Origin of the sequence: Edwardsiella sp. EA181011, assembly GCF_000800725.1 — a bacterium.
GTDB classification, from domain to species: Bacteria; Pseudomonadota; Gammaproteobacteria; order Enterobacterales; family Enterobacteriaceae; genus Edwardsiella; species Edwardsiella anguillarum.
Genome location: NZ_CP011364.1, coordinates 2,197,414 through 2,216,088 on the forward strand (window position 1 = coordinate 2,197,414; position 18,675 = coordinate 2,216,088).

Here is an 18,675-nt window from a genome sequence, read left to right on the forward strand (position 1 = left end):
GTACATGCATACAAGAATTCTCGGTACGGGGAGCTACCTGCCCGTACAAGTACGCACCAATGCTGATTTAGAGAAAATGGTGGAGACCTCTGACGAGTGGATCGTCAGCCGTACCGGCATCCGTGAGCGGCGCATTGCCGCGGCGGACGAGTCCGTCGCCAGCATGGCATTTGAAGCTGCCAAACACGCTCTGGAAATGGCACAGATCGACAAGGATGACATCGGCCTGATCATCGTGGCGACCACCTCGGCCAATAACGCGTTTCCCAGCGCGGCCTGCGAAGTCCAGAACATGCTGGAGATCCGTAACGGCTCTCCGGCCTTCGACGTCGGTGCAGCCTGTGCCGGGTTCACCTACGCGCTGAGTATCGCCGATCAGTACATTAAGGGCGGCGCGGTACGCTACGCGCTGGTGATCGGTTCGGATGTACTGGCACGCACCGTGGATCAGCGGGATCGCGGCACGGTGATCCTGTTTGGCGATGGCGCCGGCGCCGTGGTGCTGGGCGCCGCCGAGCAGCCGGGCATCCTGTCGACCCATATTCATGCCGATGGCCGCTACGGCGAGCTGCTGACGCTGCCTAACCGCCCGCGTCATACCGAGGATCAGGCGTACCTGACCATGGCAGGGAACGAGGTATTTAAAGTGGCTGTGACCGAGCTGGCGCATATCGTGGATGAGACGCTGCAGGCTAACCAGCTGTCCCGCGACGATCTGGACTGGCTGGTGCCGCATCAGGCCAACCTGCGCATCATCAGCGCGACCGCGAAGAAGCTGGGCATGAGCCTGGACAGCGTGGTGGTGACGCTGGATCGCCACGGTAATACCTCCGCGGCCTCGGTGCCGGCGGCGCTGGACGAGGCGGTACGCGACGGCCGTATCCAGCGTGGCCAGCTGATTTTGCTGGAGGCCTTCGGTGGCGGTTTCACCTGGGGCTCCGCGCTGGTTCGTTTTTGATTTTTTTTGTTCAGGAAAACACTCATGTCTACATTTGCAATGGTATTCCCCGGGCAGGGGTCACAGACCGTGGGTATGCTGGCCGATTTAGCCGCACAGTATCCGGTGGTCGAGCAGACCTTCGCCGAGGCCTCCGAGGCGCTGGGTTATGATTTGTGGAGCCTGGTGCAACAAGGGCCGGCCGAAGAGCTGAACAAGACCTGGCAGACCCAGCCGGCGCTGCTGACGGCCTCCGTCGCGATTTACCGCGTCTGGCAGCAGAACCATGGCAAACAGCCGGCGATGATGGCGGGACACAGCCTGGGTGAATACTCTGCGCTGGTCTGCGCCGGCGTACTCGACTTTACGCAGGCGGTACGCCTGGTCGAACTGCGCGGTAAGCTGATGCAGCAGGCGGTGCCGGCAGGTACCGGTGCGATGTACGCCATCATCGGTCTGGACAACGACGCCATCGCCGCCGCCTGCGCCGAGGCGGCGCAGGGGCAGGTGGTCGCGCCGGTCAACTTTAACTCGCCGGGGCAGGTCGTAATCGCCGGTGAAAAAGAGGCCGTTGAGCGCGCCGGGGCTGCCTGTAAGGCCGCCGGTGCCAAGCGTGCGCTGCCGCTGCCGGTCAGCGTGCCGTCGCACTGTGCGCTGATGAAGCCGGCGGCTGACCAGCTGGCCGAGGCGCTGAAGGCGATCGCCTTCCATGCGCCGTCCTGCCCGGTGATCAATAACGTCGATGTGACGGCGGCGACCGACGCCGATGCGATCCGCGATGCGCTGGTGCGCCAGCTCTACAGCCCGGTTCGCTGGACGGAGACCGTGCAGCTGATGGCCGCCGAAGGCGTTGATCATCTGCTGGAGATGGGCCCGGGCAAAGTGCTGACCGGCCTGACCAAGCGTATCGTCGATACCATGACCGCCGCGGCGGTGAATGACTGCGCATCCCTGACCGCCGCTCTCGAACAGTAAGACGAGGAAAACATGAGCTTAGAAGGTAAAATTGCACTGGTAACCGGCGCGAGCCGTGGCATTGGCCGCGCCATCGCCGAGACACTGGTCGCCCGCGGCGCTCGCGTCATCGGTACGGCCACCAGCGACAAGGGCGCAGAGGCGATTAGCGCTTATCTGGGCGATAACGGTATGGGAATGGCGCTGAATGTGACCGACTCTGCCTCTATCGACAGCATGCTGGAGCGCGTGCGCGCTGAGTTTGGCGAGATCGACATTCTGGTCAATAACGCCGGGATCACCCGCGATAATCTGCTGATGCGGATGAAAGATGATGAGTGGCAGGATATCCTGGACACCAACCTGACGTCGGTGTTCCGCCTGTCAAAAGCCGTCATGCGCGCTATGATGAAGAAGCGCTGTGGGCGTATTATTACTATCGGCTCCGTGGTGGGCACCATGGGGAACGCGGGGCAGGCGAACTATGCCGCGGCCAAAGCGGGCCTGATCGGCTTCAGCAAGTCGCTGGCGCGTGAAGTCGCCTCCCGCGGCATCACCGTTAACGTGGTGGCGCCTGGGTTTATCGAGACCGATATGACGCGAGCGCTCTCCGATGAGCAGCGCAGCGGTATTCTGGCCGCGGTGCCGGCCGGCCGTCTGGGGGATGCCAAAGAGATCGCCTATGCCGCTGCCTTTTTGGCCTCTGATGAGGCGGCCTACATCACCGGCGAGACGCTACATGTCAACGGCGGCATGTACATGATCTAAAAATCACGAAAACTATTTGCCTTTATTGAGCAAAACACCGCAAAATAGAGCAAAATCGTGGTTTGACCAGCCGGGATTTGGTTGCATCTTTTTCAACTTTCAATACACTACGAAAACCATCGCGCAAGCGAGTTTTGATAGGAAATTTAAGAGTATGAGCACTATCGAAGAACGCGTTAAGAAAATCATTGTTGAACAGCTGGGTGTTAAAGAAGACGAAGTTGTGAATTCAGCTTCTTTCGTTGACGATCTGGGTGCTGATTCTCTTGACACCGTTGAACTGGTTATGGCTCTGGAAGAAGAGTTTGATACTGAGATTCCGGACGAAGAAGCAGAGAAGATCACCACTGTTCAGGCCGCTATCGACTACATCGAAGCTGCAAACAAGTAAGTGAACTCATCTAGGCGGTCATTCGACCGCCTACGTTTTTCCTGCATTCATCAAGTATCACTTCCCTCCCTGGAGGACAAACGTGTCTAAGCGTCGAGTTGTTGTGACCGGACTGGGCATGTTGTCTCCTGTCGGCAATACCGTAGATTCCACATGGAATGCGATTCTTGCCGGTCAGAGTGGCATCAGCCTGATCGACCATTTCGATACTAGCGCCTATGCAACGCGTTTTGCGGGCTTAGTAAAGGATTTTAATTGCGAAGAGCATATTTCGCGCAAAGACGCGCGTAAGATGGATCTCTTCATTCAGTACGGGATCATGGCCGGGATTCAGGCCTTTCAGGACTCTGGACTGGAAATTACGGAAGAAAATGCCCCGCGTATTGGCGCCGCTATCGGCTCCGGGATCGGCGGCCTCGGCCTGATCGAAGAAAACCACGGTGCGCTGATGCACGGTGGCCCGCGCAAGATCAGCCCGTTTTTCGTTCCGTCAACCATCGTCAACATGGTGGCTGGGCATCTGTCCATCATGCTGGGGCTGCGTGGACCGAGCATCTCCATTGCGACGGCCTGCACCTCTGGCGTGCATAACATTGGCCACGCGGCGCGAATGATCGCGTATGGCGACGCCGATGCCATGCTGGCCGGCGGCGCAGAGAAGGCGAGTACGCAGCTGGGCGTCGGCGGATTTGGCGCCGCACGCGCGCTCTCGACCCGCAATGATAACCCGCAGGCGGCGAGCCGTCCGTGGGACAAAGATCGCGACGGCTTCGTGCTGGGCGACGGCGCCGGTATTCTGGTGCTGGAAGAGTATGAACACGCCAAGGCGCGCGGTGCCAAGATCTATGCCGAGCTGGTTGGCTTTGGCATGAGCAGCGACGCCTACCATATGACGTCACCACCGGCCGATGGCGCCGGTGCCGCGTTGGCGATGGAAAATGCGCTGCGCGATGCGGGGCTTACCCCGGGGCAGGTCGGCTATATCAACGCCCACGGCACCTCTACGGCGGCCGGCGATAAGGCGGAGACCCAGGCGGTCAAGAATGTCTACGGCGCCGATGCGGCCCGTGTGATGGTCAGCTCGACCAAGTCGATGACCGGCCACCTGCTGGGCGCCGCCGGCGCGGTAGAGTCCATCTTTACCATTCTGGCGCTGCGCGATCAGGTGATCCCGCCGACCATTAACCTGGACAACCCGGATGAGGGTTGCGATCTGGACTTCGTGCCGCACGAAGCCCGTCAGGTCAGCGGTCTGGAGTATGCGCTGTGCAACTCCTTTGGCTTCGGCGGTACCAATGGCTCCATTATTTTCCGCAAGGTGTAATGGCGTATCGCTGGGAAATGGCTCCTTCGGGGGCCATTTTTTTTGTCCCGGCGGTTAGAATAGGGCGATGCGCTGGGATGAAGGGAGATGCGAATGTATTGGCTTGACGGAGAGGCGCGCCAGCAGATCGACCTGTGCGATCGCGGGCTGCAGTATGGCGACGGCTGTTTCAGCACGGCCCGCATCGCCAACGGCCGGATCGACGGGCTACGGGCGCACCTGGCCCGGATGCAGCACGCCTGCGAACGCCTGATGATCCACGGCGTGGACTGGTCGCGCTGGCAGGCCGAGGCCGAGCAGTATGCGGCGACTCGCGATGAGGGGGTCCTGAAGGCGATCGTCACCCGCGGCTGCGGTGGACGAGGCTATGATCCCGCCGGGAGCTATGCTCCGCGGCGGATCTTTAGCACGGCGCCGTTCCCTGCGCACTATTCGGCGCTGCGCGAGCGTGGGATAAGCCTGGTCGTGAGCCCGGTCAGGCTGGCACACCAGCCGCTGTTGGCGGGGATCAAGCACCTGAATCGATTAGAGCAGGTGCTGATCCGGGCCAGCCTGGCGCAGACGCAGGCGGATGAGGCGCTGGTGCTTGACACCCGGGATAACCTGGTGGAATGCTGTGCGGCCAATTTGTTCTGGCGCAGCGGCCAGCGGGTGTTTACCCCGCGCCTGACCCGCTGCGGCGTGGATGGGCTGATGCGCCAGCGCATCTGCCGGGTGCTGGCGCACAGCGAGTATCGCCTGGCCGAGGTCGATGCCGGCCTGCCGGCGCTGCTGGCGGCCGATGAAGTCGTGGTGTGCAATGCGCTGATGCCGCTGCTGCCGGTGCGCCGGGCAGCGACGCAGGTGTTTAGCGATCGCACGCTGTATCAATTTTTATTGCCGCACTGCCTGCGGGTTGAGGCATAGCGGTGTAACGGCGGTTGAATGAAGAGAAAACGGATAGCCTTGATTGCAGCGTTGGCGCTGCTGTTGCTGGGCGGTTTAGGCGTGATGGGGTATCACCAGGTGGAGCGCTTCGCCCGCACCCCTTTGCCCTTGAGTCAGCCGACCCTGTTTAAGCTGCCCGCCGGCAGCGGACGGGAGATGCTACAGGCGCTGTTGGTGCGCGATCGCCTGATCCGCTCCGGACGCTACCTTCCCTGGTTGCTGCAGTTGGACCCGGCGTTGGCCAAGTTTAAGGCGGGGACCTACCGGCTGACGCCCGGGATGACGGTGCGCGACATGCTGGCGCTGTTCAGCAGTGGGCGCGAGGCACAGTTTGATCTGCGCTTTATCGAGGGAACCCGGTTCAGCGACTGGTTGAAGGTGCTGGCCGAGGCGCCGCAGCTGAAGCATACCCTACAGCGTGAGAGTGAGGCGCAGATCGCCCAGCGGCTGGGAATCGCGCCGGGGCAGTCGCTGGAGGGGTGGCTCTATCCCGATACCTATCGTTATACCGCCGGTACCACGGATCTGATGCTGCTGAAGCGCGCACATGCCCGGATGGAGCAAGAGGTGGCGCAGCAGTGGGCGCAGCGTGACGTTGCGCTGCCCTATAAGAGTCCACAGCAGATGGTCACCATGGCCTCGATCGTAGAGAAAGAGACCGGGCTGAGCGAGGAGCGCCCCAAGGTGGCCTCGGTATTCATCAATCGTCTGCGCATCGGGATGCGCCTGCAAACCGATCCGACGGTGATCTATGGCCTGGGAAATGCCTATAATGGCAACTTGACGCGGCGCGATCTTCAGCAGCCGACCCCTTATAACACCTATGTCATCGCCGGTCTGCCGCCGACGCCCATCGCCATGCCGAGCAAGGCCTCGTTGGTCGCCGCGGCGCACCCGGCCAAGACGCCCTATCTCTACTTCGTGGCGGATGGGCAGGGGGGGCATGTATTTAGCACTAATCTGCAAAGCCACAATCAGGCGGTGCGCGCCTATCTGCAGGTATTAAGGGATAAGAATGAAAAGTAAGTTCATCGTGATCGAGGGGCTGGAGGGCGCCGGCAAGACGACGGCGCGCGACGTGGTGGTAGATGAGCTGCGCCGCCACGGCATTCAGGAGGTGGTCTTCACCCGTGAGCCGGGCGGAACGCCGCTGGCCGAGCATCTGCGTACCCTGGTGAAAGAGGGAGTCGATGGCGAAACGCTGACCGACCGCGCCGAGGTGCTGATGCTGTATGCCGCCCGGGTTCAGCTGGTTGAAAATGTGATCAAACCGGCGCTGGCGCGCGGCGCCTGGGTGGTGGGCGATCGCCACGATCTGTCGTCCCAAGCCTATCAGGGCGGGGGGCGCGGCATCGATACCCACCTGATGCAGACCCTGCGCGATACGGTACTGGGCGACTTTAAACCCGATTTGACGCTGTATTTGGATATCCCGCCGCAGCAGGGGCTGGCGCGGGCGCGCAGCCGCGGTGAGCTGGATCGCATTGAGCGGGAGTCTCTGGCCTTCTTTGAGCGCACCCGTGCCCGTTATCTGGCGCTGGCCGCCGCGGATGAGACGATCGTGACCCTGGATGCCGCGCAGCCGCTGGCGCAGGTCAGTGCGGCGATCCGTCGTGCGCTGCGGGCCTGGCTGGCGTCTCAGGAGGCGCAGGCGTGAACTGGTATCCCTGGCTCAACGGGCCGTATCGCCAGCTGCTGGTGCAGCATCAGGAGGGGCGCGGTCACCATGCGCTGCTGCTGCATGCCATCGACGGCATGGGCGAGGCGTCGCTGGTGTACGCTCTGGCCCGCTGGCTGCTCTGTCAGCGCCCGCAGGGGGAGAAGAGCTGTGGCGAATGCCATGCCTGCCGCCTGATGATGGCGGGCACCCATCCCGACTGGCACGTGCTGCAGCCGGAGAAGGGCAAGTCGACGCTGGGCATTGAACCGGTGCGTCAGGTCATTGAGCAGCTGCAGAGCCATGCCCAGCAGGGGGGCGCCAAGCTGGTGTGGATCGCCCGCTGCGAGCAGCTCAGCGAAGCCGCGGCCAACGCCCTGCTGAAGACGCTGGAAGAGCCACCCGCGCAGACCTATTTCCTGCTGGGAACCCGCGAGCCGGCGCAGCTGCTGCCGACGCTACGCAGCCGCTGTTTTTATCTCTATCTCGCTCCGCCGGCCGAGGACGCCAGCCTGCGCTGGCTGGCACAGCAGATGCAGGGGGATGCGCAGGCCCAGCGCAGCGCCCTGCGCCTGAGCGCGGGGGCGCCGGTGGCGGCGCTGGCGCTGCTGCAGCCGCCGCGCTGGGCCCAGCGCGAGTCGCTGTGTCTGGCGCTGTGTCTGGCGCTGGAGAGCCGCCAGTGGCTGACGCTGCTAGGCGCGTTGAACCATGAGGACGGCACCGAGCGGCTGGGTTGGCTGTGCGCCCTGCTGCTGGATGCCTTGAAGCTGTGCCACGGTGCCGCGGCCAGCGTGGCGAACTGCGACCGCCTCCCGTTAATCCAGCGGCTGGCGGTCGGCTTCGGCGAGGCCGATCTGCGGCGCCTGCTGCAGGCGTGGATCGCTTGCCGCCACCAGCTGCTGGCGACGCCGGGCGTAAACCGTGAATTGATGCTTATGCGCCAGCTTTGCGCATGGGACGCACCCGCACCGGCCCACCCGTGAGCCGGTCATAGACAGACTGTAGGTTTCTTATGTATCTAGTGGATTCGCATTGCCATCTTGATGGCTTGAACTATGAGACGCTGCACGACGGCGTCGACAGCGTGCTGGCCGATGCCCGTGCGTGCGGCGTAGGTTTTGTGCTAGCGGTCGCGACGACGCTACCGGGCTACCGCAGCATGCGTGAGCGGATCGGCGAGCGACGCGATGTGGCATTCTCCTGCGGAGTTCATCCGCTGAATTTGGACGGTGGCTATGACTACGAGGCGCTGCGCAGCCTGGCGGCGCAGCCGGGCGTAGTGGCGCTGGGGGAGACCGGACTCGACTACTACTATCAGCAGGATAATATCGCCCTGCAGCAGGATTCGTTTCGCCAGCATATCCGCATCGGCCGCGCGCTGGGCAAACCGGTGATCGTGCATACCCGCGATGCGCGGGACGACACGCTGGCTATTCTGCGCGAGGAGGGGGCGGAGGCGTGCGGCGGTGTGCTGCACTGCTTCACCGAAGATCGCGCGACGGCGGCGGCGCTGCTGGATCTCGGGTTTTACATCTCCTTCTCCGGCATCGTGACGTTCCGCACCGCGGACGCCCTGCGTGAGGTGGCCCGCTATGTGCCGCTGGATCGCCTGCTGGTGGAGACCGACTCGCCTTATCTGGCGCCGGTGCCGCACCGCGGAAAGGAGAACCAGCCGGCCTATGTGCGCGATGTCGCTGAGTACCTGGCTGTGCTGAAGGGCGTCGATCCACGACAGCTGGCCGCACAGACCAGCGCGAATTTTAGTCGTTTGTTTGGTGTGACCCTGCCTGAGGCGGATTAATATATTTTATGCTGTGTAAAAATGCCCGCTGTTGGGTATTTTTTATGCTGCGCGCCGCGCCTCCAAGGGGATAATAATTCAGCAAAACCGCCTATAAAGGCGCTTTTTTTTTCTGCAAATGTTAAATAGATCGCTGTAATGTGTGAAACGTGACAGCCATCAAACACAATACAGCCTATTTATTTTACTCTGCGTAAAAAATACGAGGGTGCATAGACACCCGACGTCCGGGGCTCTCTTCCCTGCGGCGGCGCGCTGTTTCCGGCGCGGATGAAAAGAGCATTTTTACTCAGGAGCACACTCAACTATGTTTAAAAACGCATTTGCCAACCTGCAAAAGGTCGGTAAGTCACTGATGCTGCCGGTATCCGTCTTACCTATTGCCGGTATCCTTCTCGGCGTCGGCTCGGCAAACTTTAGCTGGCTGCCCGCGGTGGTTTCCCATGTAATGGCGGAGGCAGGTGGTTCGGTATTTGCCAATATGCCGCTGATCTTCGCTATCGGCGTGGCGCTGGGGTTTACCAATAATGACGGGGTATCAGCCCTGGCCGCCGTGGTCGCCTATGGCATCATGGTGAAAACCATGGCCGTGGTGGCGCCGTTAGTGCTGCATTTACCGGCGGAAGAGATTGCCGCGAAGCATCTGGCGGATACCGGGGTGCTCGGCGGGATCATCGCCGGCGCTATCGCTGCCTATATGTTTAATCGCTTTTATCGCATCAAGCTGCCGGAGTATCTGGGCTTTTTTGCCGGTAAACGCTTTGTGCCGATCATCTCCGGCCTGGCCGCCATCGCCCTGGGCGTGGCGCTCTCCTTCATTTGGCCGCCGATTGGCACCGCGATTCAGCACTTTTCCCAGTGGGCCGCCTATCAGAACCCGGTGGTCGCCTTCGGTATCTATGGTCTGGTCGAGCGCGCGCTGGTGCCGTTTGGCCTGCACCATATCTGGAACGTACCGTTCCAGATGCAGATCGGTGAGTATGTGAATGCGGCGGGTCAGGTATTCCACGGCGATATTCCGCGCTATATGGCCGGCGATCCGACGGCGGGTAAACTCTCCGGCGGCTTCCTGTTCAAAATGTACGGCCTGCCGGCGGCGGCGATCGCCATCTGGCATTCGGCGAAGCCGGAAAACCGCGCTAAGGTGGCCGGTATCATGATCTCCGCGGCGCTGACCTCATTCCTGACCGGGATCACCGAGCCGATCGAGTTTGCCTTTATGTTCGTGGCGCCGATCCTGTATGTGATCCATGCGATTCTGGCCGGTCTGGCGTTCCCGATCTGTATCCTGCTGGGGATGCGCGACGGAACCAGCTTCTCACATGGCCTGATCGACTTTATCGTTCTGAGCGGCAACGGCAGCAAGCTGTGGCTGTTCCCGATCGTCGGCCTGTGCTACGCGCTGCTGTACTACGTGATCTTCCGCGTGCTGATCGTCAAGCTGAACTTGAAGACGCCGGGCCGTGAGGAGAGCAGCAGCGAGCAGAGCGCGCAGAGCGGCAACGACATGGCTGCGTCGCTGGTACAGGCATTTGGCGGTAAAGAGAACATTACAAACCTGGACGCCTGTATTACCCGTTTGCGCGTCAGCGTCGCCGACGTCGCTAAGGTGGATCAGGCCGGGCTGAAGAAGTTGGGGGCTGCCGGTGTGGTGGTGGCGGGCTCTGGGGTTCAGGCCATCTTCGGTACCAAGTCCGATAACCTGAAGACCGAAATGGACGACTATATTCGTAGCCATTGATGCAAGTACGTGATGCGCCTTTGACAGGGTGATTACGTTCGTTCGCCCCCGCTGTGACGGGGGCTTTTTTTTGCCCGTCCCACCGTGATAGACTCCCTCCCGTTTTTGCTACGCGATCTTCTCTTTCACACCTGCAGCGGATTGGTAAATAAATTCAGTTAATCAATTAAGTCGAACACAATTTAATATTGAATTCGTGTGGCATTGACTCTGATTTTAATATCAAAAAATTATTCTAATGTTATTCTTTGACTGGATTTATCCTTTTCGCCTTCCTATCGCGCGGGACTGAGCCAGAATAGTCGCTTTTTTGCCATGGGGCTGCGAATTGAATATTTATTAAAAGAAATACATTAGGTTTTATTTATTATATATGGAGTATATATCGGCCCGGGCCGACAGTACGACAGCGTTAACGTAGGCGCCCCCCTATTTTCACACCATGGTCGCTAGGCGGAGTATCGAACTGGGCGTGAGGGTGCGCTCCCTATTCATTCTGTTGTATGGATAAATAAAGCAAAGAGGATTTTTCAAGGGAGTGCGCCGGAGATAGCACGTGGCACTTTGGAGAGGACCGTCGGGTCCGACAAGGAACCCGGTAGGTGGCAGATCGTCTTGGTGAATACCCTGTGGGTGTTAACATTAAATTCTCCGCGCTTATTTCATTATCTCTGAATCGTTTTGTTATCAATGGCGACGCTGTGTTCATCATAAGGATTTGATATGAACAAAATTTATTCATTAAAATACAGTAATATTTCTGGTGGTTATATCGCGGTGGCCGAATACTGTCGCGGTGCGAAAAAAACAGGGCGCCAAAAAATCAATCCGGGGATATCGCCACTGCTGTTTTTTGGCGCCTTGCTGAGTGCGTCGCCGGGCATTGCCAGCGTGGTCAGCGACGAGATCCCTTATTCGGTGTTTCGCGACTTCGCGGAAAATAAGGGTGTATTTCAGCCCGGCGCTGAAAACATAGAAATTTATAATAAAGCGGGCGAGCTGGTTGGCGTCCTTGATAAGGCGCCGTTTCCCGATTTCAGCTCGGCCTCCGCCTCCTCTGGCATCGCAGCGCTGGTGGCACCGCAGTACATTGCCGGCGTCGCCCATAACGGCGGCTACTCTTCGGTCTCCTTCGGCGATAGCAGCAATAACTATCGTCTGGTAGATCGCAATGAGTATGGCGTGCAGGATTTCCATCTTCCCCGATTAAATAAAATCGTTACCGAGGTGGTGCCCATCCCGATGACGACGGCGGGCATCGCTCGGGATACCTATAAAAACACCGCCCGTTTCCCGATCTTTTACCGCGTAGGCAGTGGTAATCAGTACACGAAGACGCGAGATGGGAGATTACGGCACCTGCAGGGTGCCTACGGCTATTTGACCGGGGGCACCATCGGGGTGCCGGGGATTTCAGATCACACCATTGTCGCCAACCCAGGCAATACCTTTGATCCGATCAATGGGCCGCTGGCCAGCTACGGCGCACCGGGAGACAGCGGTTCGCCGCTGTATACCTATGATGCCCAGGAGGGGCGCTGGGTGCTGGTGGCGGTGCTGCGGAGCTACAACGGCGACTCCGGCCGTACCAACTGGTGGGTGGTGCTGCCGACCGATTTTATCCATGCGGAGATGGCGAAGGACAGCGATCCGGCGGTCACCTTCACAGCGGGTCAGGGCGCGCTGCAGTGGACCTACGATAGCCGCTCGAACAGTGGCTCCCTGTCCCAGCCGCGGAGCACCGTTCAGTTTACCATGCATGGGCAGGCGGGGAATGACCTGAATGCCGGTAAAAACCTTCTCTTTCAGACTGATGGCTCAGGTGCGGGCGGCGAGATCCTGCTGCAGAATACGATTAACCAGGGGGCCGGGGTGCTGACCTTTGAGGACAGCTACCGCGTTACGCCGCAGAATAATCAGACCTGGGTTGGCGGTGGCATCATCGTGAATCCGGAGGCTACCCTCGATTGGCAGGTCAACGGCGTGGCGGGCGATAACCTGCACCGCCTGGGGAGTGGAACCCTCTATGTTCGTGGCGTGGGGATCAACGAAGGCGGACTGAAGGTGGGCGATGGCCTGACCCTGCTGGATCAGCGTCCCGATGCGGCAGGCAATGTGCGTGCCTTTAGCTCTCTGAATATCGCCAGCGGACGCCCGACGGTAAAATTAATGGCGGACGGTCAGCTTGATCCGGACACCGTGACCTGGGGCTTTCGCGGCGGGGTGCTGGATCTCAATGGCCATGATATGGCCTTTCATACGCTGCGTATGGCCGACTATGGCGCTAAGGTGACCAATTCTGCCGATGCCCGTGCACAGCTGAGCCTGAACTACCAGCCGCTGAATTACCTGTCGGCAGTGGCCTATCCGTTACGGGGCTGGACCGATGCCCGGGTCGGGACGCCGGGCGATCTGTATCGGTATGAGAATCGGCATACCAATACGGTGGATTACTTTTTACTGAATACCAGCGGCAACTATGGCTATTTTCCCACCAACCAGACCAGCAACGGCCCCTGGACATACTTGGGACATGACGAGGCGAGTGCGCGGCAGACGTTGATGCTGAATGAACAGCGGCGCAGCCAAATCATACACGGCCAGTTCAGCGACAATCTGGATATTGTCAATCTTGCAGAGCCTGGGATGATCGGGACGACGGTGTTCGATGGCCGCGTGGCAATAACCGGCGACTTTAGCCAACGCGGCGGCAGTTTGCAGTTTCAGGGGCATCCGGTGACCCATGCGCGCGATTTCTCCACCGGACGGCCGCCGGTCTCTGCTGACCAGCCCGATTGGGAGGCGCGCAGCTTTGCACTCAATACGCTGACGCTGACACAGGCGGACTTTAGTCTGGCGCGTAATGCGGTGTTGCTGGGTGATATTCAAGCCGATGCCAGCCGCGTTATCTTGAACAGTAATCGCGTCTTTGTAGATAGCCGGGACGGTGAGGGAGTGACCTCGGCCGATACCGATGTTAGCGAGGGGCAGCTGTCCGCAGAGGTTGTGGCACGCAGTGAGCATCAGGGCAATATCCTCCTGGAGAATCGTTCGATACTGGTTGCTGGCGGCTTGCTTAACGGTGCTGTTACGGCGGCCAATAGCCTCGTGGCGCTGATGGCGGACAGTGAGCATACCGGCGATATCGCAGCGAGGGATAGTCTGCTGTGGTTGGTGTCCGGCGCGGAGCAGCTGGGGGATCTCCAGCTGAGCGGCGTCGCGCAGCTGACCTCGTTGGGGGGGATCGTGGGCAACCTGAGCGCGGCTGCCGGTGCCGCCCTGCTGGAGCAGGGCAGCCAGCTGCAGGGCGATGTGACCCTGACGGACGGCGCGACGCTGATCTCCCGGGGGCAGACCCGGGGGAACCTGAGCGCCGATGCCAGCGCGCTCACGCTGGAGAGCGGTGCGGTCCAGCAGGGGGATCTCCAGCTGAGCGGCGGCGCGCAGCTGACCTCGCAGGGTGAGATCGAAGGCCGCCTGCGCGCGGAGGGCAGTACCGTCCTGCTGGAGCAGGGCAGCCAGCTGCAGGGCGATGTGACCCTGACGGACAGCGTGGCGCTGACCTCCCGGGGAGAGACCCGGGGCAGCCTGATCTCCCATACCGGCACGATCACGCTGGAAAACGGTGCGGTCCAGCAGGGGGATCTCCAACTGAGCGGCGGTGCGCGGCTGACCTCGTTGGGTGAGATCGAAGGCCGCCTGCGCGCGGAGGGCAGTACCGTCCTGCTGGAGCAGGGCAGCCAGCTGCAGGGCGATGTGACCCTGACGGACGGCGCGGGGCTGACCTCCCGGGGAGAGACCCGGGGCAGCCTGAGCACCGATGCCAGCGCGATCACGCTGGAGAGCGGTGCGGTCCAGCAGGGGGATCTCCAGCTGAGCGGCGGCGCGCGGCTGACCTCGTTGGGTGAGATCGAAGGCCGCCTGCGCGCGGAGGGCAGTACCGTCCTGCTGGAGCAGGGCAGCCAGCTACAGGGCGATGTGACCCTGATGGACGGCGCGGCGCTGACCTCCCGGGGGCTGACCCGGGGCAGCCTGATCTCCCATACCGGCACGATCACGCTGGAAAACGGTGCGGTCCAGCAGGGGGATCTCCAGCTGAGCGGCGGCGCGCAGCTGACCTCGCTGGGTGAGATCGAAGGCCGCCTGAGCGCGGAGGGTAGCACCGCCCTGCTGGAGCAGGGCGGCCAGCTGCAGGGCGATGTGACCCTGACGGACGGCGCGGCGCTGACCTCCCGGGGAGAGACCCGGGGGAATCTGAGCGCCGATGCCAGCACGATCACGCTGGAAAGTGGCGCTTTACAGCAGGGAGAGGTCCGCCTGGACAGAGGTACCACGCTTACCTCTCAGGGTGGGATCGTGGGTAATCTGCATGCCGATGCCAGCACCATTACACTGGAAAGCGGTGCGGTACAGCAGGGGGATCTCCAACTGGGCGGTGCCTCTGATCTGACCTCGCTGGGTGAGATCGTGGGCAGCCTGAGTGTGGATGCCAGTAGCGTCCTACTGGAACGGGGCAGCCAGTTGCAGGGCGATGTGATCCTGATGGACAGCGCGGCGCTGACCTCCCGGGGGCAGACCCGGGGGAACCTGAGCGCCGATGCCAGCACCATTACACTGGAACGCAGTGCAGTACAGCAGGGGGATCTCCAGCTGGGTGGCGCCTCTGATCTGACCTCGTTGGGTAAGATCGTGGGCAGCCTGAGTGCGGATGCCAGTACCGTCCTGCTGGAGTGGGGTAGCCGGCTGCAGGGCGATATAACCCTGACGGACAGCGCGATGCTGACCTCGCAGGGTGAGATCGAAGGCCGCCTGCGCGCGGATGCCAGTTTAGCCCTGCTCGCGCAGAGGAGCCTGCATCGGGACGGCGATATTGGGTTAAGCAATGGCGCGACGCTAGCGTTGGTGGGGCGTAATCAGAGCGCTATCGGCGCCGAGGCGAGTCTGCTGGCGCTGGGGTACGACGCCATACAGCGGGGCGATATTGCGCTTAGCCAGTCGCTCCTGGTCAGCTGGGGCCTCAACTATGGAGCGCTCAGCCTGAGCGACAGCGGGGCCTACTTTGGACCGGCGAGTCAGCACAAGGGCGATCTCTCCCTGCTGGGCGATGACGCCTGGCTGGTGCTGCTGCAGGGGGGGCTGCTGTGGGGCGATGTGACCCTGACGGACGGCGCGATGCTGACCTCCCGGGGGCAGACCATGGGCAGCCTGAGTGCCGATGCCAGCACAATCACGCTGGAAAACGGCTCGTTCCAGCTGGGGGATCTCCAGTTGAGCGGTGCCTCTGATCTGACCTCGCTGGGTGAGTTCAAGGGCAGCCTGAGTGTGGATGCCAGTAATGCTCTGCTTGAGCAGGGCAGCCAGCTGCTGGGCGATATAACCCTGGCGGGCAATGCGGCGCTGACCTCCCGGGGACAAACCCGGGGGATCCTGAGCGTCGCTGCCAGTGCTATCACGCTGGAAAATGGTGCGGAACAGCAGGGTGATATTCGCTTAGACAACGGTGCCAGCCTTACTTCACAGGGTTTGACGGAGGGGCTGCTAAGCGCCGATGCCAGCACGATCACACTGGAAAGCGGTGCGGTCCAGCAGGGGGATCTTCAGCTGGGCGGCGCCTCTGATCTGACCTCGCTGGGTGAGATCGAGGGCAGCCTGAGTGTGGATGCCAGTAGCGTCCTGCTGGAGCAGGGCAGCCAGCTGCTGGGCGATATAACCCTGGCGGGCAATGCGGCGCTGACCTCCCGGGGACAAACCCGGGGGATCCTGAGCGCCGATGCCAGCGCGATTGCGCTGGAAAGCGGTGCTTTACAGCAGGGAGAGGTCCGCCTGGACAAAGGTACCACGCTTACCTCTCAGGGTGGGATCGTGGGCAACCTGAGTATGGATGCCAGTAATGCTCTGCTTGAGCGGGGCAGCCAGCTGCAGGGCGATGTGACGCTGGCGGGTAACGCGGCGCTGACCTCCCGGGGACAGACCCGGGGGCTTCTGAGCGCCGATGCCAGCATCATTGCGCTGGAAAGCGGTGCGGTACAGCGGGGGGATCTCCAACTGAGCGGCGGCGCGCAGCTGACCTCGCAGGGTGAGATCGAAGGCCGCCTGCGCGCGGAGGGCAGTACCGTCCTGCTGGAGCAGGGCAGCCAGCTGCAGGGCGATGTGACGCTGGCGGGTAACGCGGCGCTGACCTCCCGGGGACAGACCCGGGGGCTGCTGAGCGCCGATGCCAGCATCATTACGCTGGAAAGCGGTGCGGTCCAGCGGGGGGATCTCCAGCTGAGCGGTGGCGCGCAGCTGACCTCGCAGGGTGAGATCGAAGGCCGCCTGCGCGCGGAGGGCAGTTCAGCCCTGCTCGCGCAGGGGAGCCTGCACCGGGGCGGCGATATCGGGTTAAGTGATGGCGCGACGCTAGCGTTGGCGGGGCGTAATCAGAGCGCTATCGGCGCCGAGGCGAGTCTGCTGGCGCTGGGGCGCAGCGCCGAGCAGCGAGGCGATGTTGCGCTTAGCCAGTCGCTCCTGGTCAGCGGGGGCCGCAGCCTGGGAACGCTCAGCCTGAGCGACAGCGGGGCCTACTTTGGGCAGGCGAGTCAGCACCGGGGCGATCTCTCCCTGCAGGGCGATGACGCCTGGTTGGCGGTGCTGCCGGGGGCGGCGCTGCGGGGCGATCTGACTGTCGACGGCGCGGGCCTGCTGCGCTTTGGCACCTCGCCGGCGCCGGAGATCGCCATTGCCGCCACGCCGCCCGCCGCCGGGCCGGCGGGCTACCGCGGCCGCATTGCGGCGCCGGAGGCCCGGGTTGAGATGCGCGATACCCTGTGGCGCATGAGCGGCACCTCCACGCTCGGCTCGCTGCGGGTCGAGGAGTCCCTGATCACCGCGACCGACGGCGCCTTTATGACCCTGAGCGTAGACCGTCTGCACGCCGACGGCGCTGCGCTGGTGCTGCGCGCCGACGCTGGGATCAGCGATCGGCTGGTGATCAACGAGCGCCTGAGCGGCGGTAACAATACCGTGTTGGTGAACTATCTGGAGCCGACGCTGCCGGAGGGGCAGCTGGATGTGAGCCTGATCAGCGCCCCGGTGGGCAGCGACCGGGAGACCTTTACCGCCCACCGGCAGCATATGGGCTTCAGCGAGGTGATGCCGGCGCTGATCACCCGGGAGGCGGACAGTCAGCTGGAGTGGGTGCTGAGCGGTTTTGATGTGACGCCGGATAGCGAGCGTGAAGAGGACGCCGCCAGCCTGCTCTCTCTGAACTACCGCAGCTTTATGGCCGAGGTGCAGTATCTGGATAAACGCCAGCTGGATCTGCGCAACGGTCCGGCGGGCACCGGCGCCTGGGCTAGGGTTCTGCACGGGGCGGGCAGCGCGGCGGAAAACTACCGCGACCGCTATCTGCACCTGCAGCTGGGGGCCGATCGCCGCTATGGACTGGGGGAGGAGAGTGACCTGCTTGCCGGCGTCACCTTCACCTTTACCGACGGCCGGGCCAGCGGCGACGCCTTTAGCAGTAGGAGTCGAGCGCTGGGGGCCGGGCTGTATGCCACCGCGCTGTTCCCCTCCGGACTATTTGTCGATCTGAACGGTAAATATGTCCACCACAGCACCGAGTACCAGGTCAACCTAGCGGGGCTGGGGGAGCGCAAGGCGAGCAACCACGCCTGGTACGCGCGCGCTGACGTGGGCTACCGCTACGAGCTGGGCGAGAGCGCCTTTGTCGAGCCGCACCTGGAGCTGGTGTACGGTACGTACTCATCCACCCGCTTCGACTGGCAGGATCAGGGGATGGCGGTGTCACTGGCTCAGCCGCGCTTTACGCCGCTGCTGGCGACGGCGGGCGTTGCGCTGGGCAAACGCGTCGATATCGGGGAGTGGCAGACCACGCTGCGCGCGGGGCTGGATTACCAGAGCGCGCTGAGGCCGGCGGGGGATACGCGGCTGCGTGACGCCAGCGGCGAGAGGACGATCCGCGGCGAGCGCGACGGCCGGCTGCGCTATAGCCTGGGGGCCGAGAGCCGGATAGGCGACGCACTGCAGCTGGGACTGGAGGTGGAGCGCAGCAGCCTGGGGGATTACAACCTGGACTACAGCGTGCAGGCAACCCTGCGCTATCGCTTCTAAAAGGAGGCGCCCGCGGGAGAGGCGGGCGCGAAGCCGGAGCGTGAATGTACTGAGGGGAGCGGC

12 protein-coding genes are annotated in these 18,675 nt (G+C 62.2%); all 12 read left to right on the top strand.

The window, feature by feature from the left end; all coding sequences use genetic code 11:
* Window positions 1-4 precede the first annotated feature (4 nt).
* The 12 genes from QY76_RS09720 (at window position 5) to QY76_RS18480 (ending at window position 18,612) form a co-directional block, all read left to right on the top strand.
* On the top strand, window positions 5-958 hold the full coding sequence (locus QY76_RS09720; RefSeq protein WP_034165763.1) for a beta-ketoacyl-ACP synthase III: 954 nt from the start codon (window positions 5-7) through the stop codon (window positions 956-958).
* Between the two features lie 24 nt (window positions 959-982).
* Window positions 983-1,912, top strand: a complete 930-nt coding sequence (gene fabD, locus QY76_RS09725) for an ACP S-malonyltransferase (protein ID WP_034165764.1) — start codon at window positions 983-985, stop codon at window positions 1,910-1,912.
* Between the two features lie 12 nt (window positions 1,913-1,924).
* Window positions 1,925-2,659, top strand: a complete 735-nt coding sequence (gene fabG, locus QY76_RS09730) for a 3-oxoacyl-ACP reductase FabG (protein WP_034165765.1) — start codon at window positions 1,925-1,927, stop codon at window positions 2,657-2,659.
* Between the two features lie 154 nt (window positions 2,660-2,813).
* Window positions 2,814-3,050, top strand: a complete 237-nt coding sequence (gene acpP, locus QY76_RS09735; protein ID WP_005293837.1) for an acyl carrier protein — start codon at window positions 2,814-2,816, stop codon at window positions 3,048-3,050.
* An 82-nt stretch (window positions 3,051-3,132) separates the two neighbouring features.
* The gene (fabF, locus tag QY76_RS09740; RefSeq protein ID WP_034165766.1) at window positions 3,133-4,374 is read left to right on the top strand and encodes a beta-ketoacyl-ACP synthase II; all 1,242 of its coding nucleotides are present in this window, start codon (window positions 3,133-3,135) and stop codon (window positions 4,372-4,374) included.
* 93 nt (window positions 4,375-4,467) lie between these two features.
* Entirely contained in the window at window positions 4,468-5,280 is an 813-nt protein-coding gene (gene pabC / locus QY76_RS09745; protein WP_045424572.1) for an aminodeoxychorismate lyase, read from the top strand.
* An 18-nt stretch (window positions 5,281-5,298) separates the two neighbouring features.
* Window positions 5,299-6,327: an endolytic transglycosylase MltG gene (gene mltG / locus QY76_RS09750; protein ID WP_045424575.1), complete on the top strand. Its 1,029-nt coding sequence runs from the start codon at window positions 5,299-5,301 to the stop codon at window positions 6,325-6,327.
* Window positions 6,317-6,958, top strand: coding sequence for a dTMP kinase (gene tmk, locus QY76_RS09755; protein ID WP_045424578.1), 642 nt, complete (start codon window positions 6,317-6,319; stop codon window positions 6,956-6,958). The genes mltG and tmk overlap by 11 nt, the downstream gene beginning before the upstream one ends.
* A complete protein-coding gene (holB, locus tag QY76_RS09760; protein ID WP_045424581.1) occupies window positions 6,955-7,941 on the top strand; it encodes a DNA polymerase III subunit delta' in 987 nt (328 codons plus the stop codon). The genes tmk and holB overlap by 4 nt, the downstream gene beginning before the upstream one ends.
* Window positions 7,942-7,970: 29 nt before the next feature.
* A complete protein-coding gene (locus tag QY76_RS09765; protein WP_045424584.1) occupies window positions 7,971-8,759 on the top strand; it encodes a metal-dependent hydrolase in 789 nt (262 codons plus the stop codon).
* Window positions 8,760-9,066: 307 nt separating this feature from the next.
* On the top strand, window positions 9,067-10,500 hold the full coding sequence (gene ptsG, locus QY76_RS09770; RefSeq protein WP_034165772.1) for a PTS glucose transporter subunit IIBC: 1,434 nt from the start codon (window positions 9,067-9,069) through the stop codon (window positions 10,498-10,500).
* Between the two features lie 723 nt (window positions 10,501-11,223).
* A complete protein-coding gene (locus QY76_RS18480; protein ID WP_053111563.1) occupies window positions 11,224-18,612 on the top strand; it encodes a S6 family peptidase in 7,389 nt (2,462 codons plus the stop codon).
* The last annotated feature ends 63 nt before the right edge of the window (window positions 18,613-18,675 follow it).